This is a genomic window from Streptococcus sp. HMSC071H03 (assembly GCF_001813035.1).
Lineage (GTDB): Bacteria > Bacillota > Bacilli > Lactobacillales > Streptococcaceae > Streptococcus > Streptococcus anginosus.
Genome location: NZ_KV811162.1, coordinates 29,281 through 32,423, shown reverse-complemented (window position 1 = coordinate 32,423; position 3,143 = coordinate 29,281). Strand labels below are relative to the sequence as shown.

The window sequence follows — 3,143 nt, the reverse complement described above, 5'->3', positions numbered from 1 at the left end:
TTTGTTATCCAAAATCTCACCGATTACCATTATCCTCACAGTCATTCTCTCCTTAATGTTAGAATCACTCATGAGACTGTTTCAATTCATAACAAATAAGTTATTTGCTCTATTTGATAAGTTCTCAACAAAATATTAAATATAAAAATATCGGAAGCAGATGAGTCTGTCCGATATTTTTTATTATTTTGTTAAAAATAAGCCAATCACCATGGCGAGGTAGAGAAAGAAGGTCAAAATAAAACCAGCTCGCCAGAAAAATTTAAAGAACTTAGGATAGTAAAAACTGCGTTTAACTCGAAGAAAGTAGATAGTAATGGCAATTGCTAAGGCAGAAAGGGCTAATGCTAATTCTGGTAAGAGACTGTGGTAGAAAGCTCTATCAGAGATGACATAGAATTCCAACACAAAAAGTGGAAAAGCCAAATCTGCAAAATTCAAGCCAAATCGTTTCAAGCGAAATAATTTAGTAATAATAATGGTCAAAATAATAGTTAAAAAGATAAATAAAATAGATGCGATTTTTAATAATGTCATACACATATTTTACCACAAAAATCGAGAAAGATAGAGAATTTTTTTAGTATTTTTTCTTGCAATTTAGTCGTTTTAGTGTATAATAGAAAGGTATGCAAGAAGCATACTTGTGGGAGGTAAAAATCTTACATTACCGCCAAAACCACAAAGGAGGATTTAAAAATGGCTAAAAAAGTCGAAAAACTTGTAAAATTGCAAATCCCTGCTGGTAAAGCTACTCCAGCTCCACCAGTTGGTCCTGCGCTTGGTCAAGCCGGTATCAACATCATGGGATTCACGAAAGAGTTCAACGCTCGTACAGCTGATCAAGCTGGTATGATTATCCCAGTTGTTATCTCAGTATATGAAGACAAATCATTTACTTTCGTAACAAAGACACCACCAGCTGCTGTTCTTTTGAAAAAAGCTGCAGGTGTTGAAAAAGGATCAGGTACACCAAACAAAACAAAAGTTGCAACAGTTACTCGTGCACAAGTACAAGAAATTGCTGAAACTAAGATGCCAGATTTGAACGCTGCAAACCTTGAGTCTGCAATGCGTATGATCGAAGGTACTGCTCGTTCTATGGGATTCACTGTTGTTGACTAATCAATAACACCCAAACCCGCAAGACTTCATCATTTCGAGAAGGACGTGGGAGATGAAAATCGATTGAACCACTTACAAGGAGAATAGAAAATGGCTAAAAAAAGCAAACAACTTCGTGCTGCTCTTGAAAAAATCGACAGCACAAAAGCATACAGTGTAGAAGAAGCTGTAGCACTTGCAAAAGAAACAAACTTTGCAAAATTTGACGCAACTGTAGAAGTTGCTTATAACTTGAACATTGATGTGAAAAAAGCGGATCAACAAATCCGTGGTGCAATGGTTCTTCCAAACGGAACTGGTAAAACTCAACGTGTGCTTGTTTTTGCACGTGGTGCAAAAGCAGAAGAAGCAAAAGCTGCTGGTGCAGACTTCGTTGGTGAAGATGACCTCGTTGCAAAAATCAACGGTGGCTGGCTTGACTTTGATGTCGTAATTGCTACACCTGATATGATGGCACTTGTCGGACGTCTTGGACGTATCCTTGGACCACGTAACTTGATGCCAAACCCTAAAACTGGTACTGTAACAATGGATGTTGCAAAAGCAGTTGAAGAGTCTAAAGGTGGTAAAATTACTTACCGTGCAGACCGTGCAGGTAACGTACAAGCTATCATTGGTAAAGTTTCATTTGACGCTGATAAGTTGGTTGAAAACTTCAAAGCATTCCACGATGTGATTGCAAAAGCTAAACCAGCTACAGTAAAAGGAACTTACATAACAAATCTTACTATCACCACTACTCAAGGTGTAGGTATTAAGGTTGATGTCAACTCACTTTAATTTAGAATCTAAAACTCTATCTTCGGATGGAGTTTTTCTTTTGCTAAAATCAAAAGCGTTGGATTGATGAATTCATCGCTTTTTTATGCTTTGGATTTTTTGGCGAATACATATGTGAAATAGTAAACAAAAACCGGTAATGTTATATTTTCTTACATATTTTTATAAAAACTATTGCATGAATTTTTGTAAAATTGTATAATATAAAATAATTATTCCTAGTGGGAGGTTTCTCATGCTAACATATAAATCTATATTATATCAAGATAAGCGAGAATATAGCTATATTGATCTCGAAAAAGCTGCATTAGATATGGGTGGAGACTTAGACAATCTTCCTTATTCTATTCGCATATTATTAGAAAGTCTTTTGCGAAAAGAAGATGGCGATGTTGTAAGAAAACATCACATAGAGAATCTAATACACTATCAAGCTGTTAAACCGAGAGGTGAAGTGCCCTTTAAACCAAGTCGTGTTATTTTACAGGATTTTACGGGAGTACCAGTTGTTGTTGACTTGGCAAGTATGCGCGATGCAGTTGTAACAAATGGGGGAGATCCAGAACTTATCAATCCTGAAATTCCTGTGGATTTAGTCATTGACCATAGTGTGCAAGTTGATTGTTATGGCTGTGAGACTGCTTTGGAAGAAAATATAACAAAAGAATTTTCACGTAATAATGAGCGGTATGAATTTTTGAAATGGGCTGAGCAATCTTTTGATAATTATCGTGCAGTTCCACCTGCAACTGGGATTATTCACCAAGTTAATATTGAATTCCTTAGTGATGTTGTTATTGAAAAAGACGGCATGCTTTATCCAGATTCAATGTTTGGAACAGACAGTCATACAACAATGATCAATGGAATAGGGGTTCTTGGCTGGGGAGTTGGAGGAATTGAAGCAGAAGCTGCTATGTTGGGAGAAGCTTCTTATTTTCCAGTTCCAGAAGTGATTGGTGTACGCTTAGTTGGGAAATTGCCTAAGATTGCAACGGCAACAGACTTAGCTTTAAAAGTAACGCAACGATTACGACAAGAAAATGTAGTTGGAAAATTTGTAGAATACTTTGGGGAAGGACTAGCAACACTTAGTTTGGCAGACCGCGCAACAGTTGCAAATATGGCGCCAGAATATGGAGCAACCTGTGGTTACTTTCCTATTGATGAAGAGACACTTCGTTATATGCGATTAACAAATCGGAAAGAAGAACATATTGCGTTAACGAAGCTCTATG

The 3,143-nt window shown here is 36.8% G+C and carries 4 protein-coding genes; 3 read left to right on the top strand and 1 reads right to left on the bottom strand.

Going from position 1 to position 3,143, the window contains the following annotated elements; genetic code table 11:
• Nucleotides 1–183 precede the first annotated feature (183 nt).
• Nucleotides 184–537 (bottom strand): DUF3397 family protein, encoded by a 354-nt coding sequence (locus HMPREF2887_RS05140; RefSeq protein WP_003025469.1) that lies wholly within the window; start codon nucleotides 535–537, stop codon nucleotides 184–186.
• A gap of 162 nt (nucleotides 538–699) precedes the next feature.
• Here HMPREF2887_RS05140 and rplK point away from each other — a divergent pair, with 162 nt between their 5' ends.
• The 3 genes from rplK to HMPREF2887_RS05125 form a co-directional block, all read left to right on the top strand.
• On the top strand, nucleotides 700–1,125 hold the full coding sequence (rplK, locus tag HMPREF2887_RS05135; protein ID WP_003025466.1) for a 50S ribosomal protein L11: 426 nt from the start codon (nucleotides 700–702) through the stop codon (nucleotides 1,123–1,125).
• Between the two features lie 90 nt (nucleotides 1,126–1,215).
• Nucleotides 1,216–1,905 (top strand): 50S ribosomal protein L1, encoded by a 690-nt coding sequence (rplA, locus tag HMPREF2887_RS05130; RefSeq protein WP_003025463.1) that lies wholly within the window; start codon nucleotides 1,216–1,218, stop codon nucleotides 1,903–1,905.
• Between the two features lie 235 nt (nucleotides 1,906–2,140).
• The coding region (locus tag HMPREF2887_RS05125; protein ID WP_261673845.1) for an aconitase family protein at nucleotides 2,141–3,143 on the top strand (1,003 nt) is incomplete at its 3' end.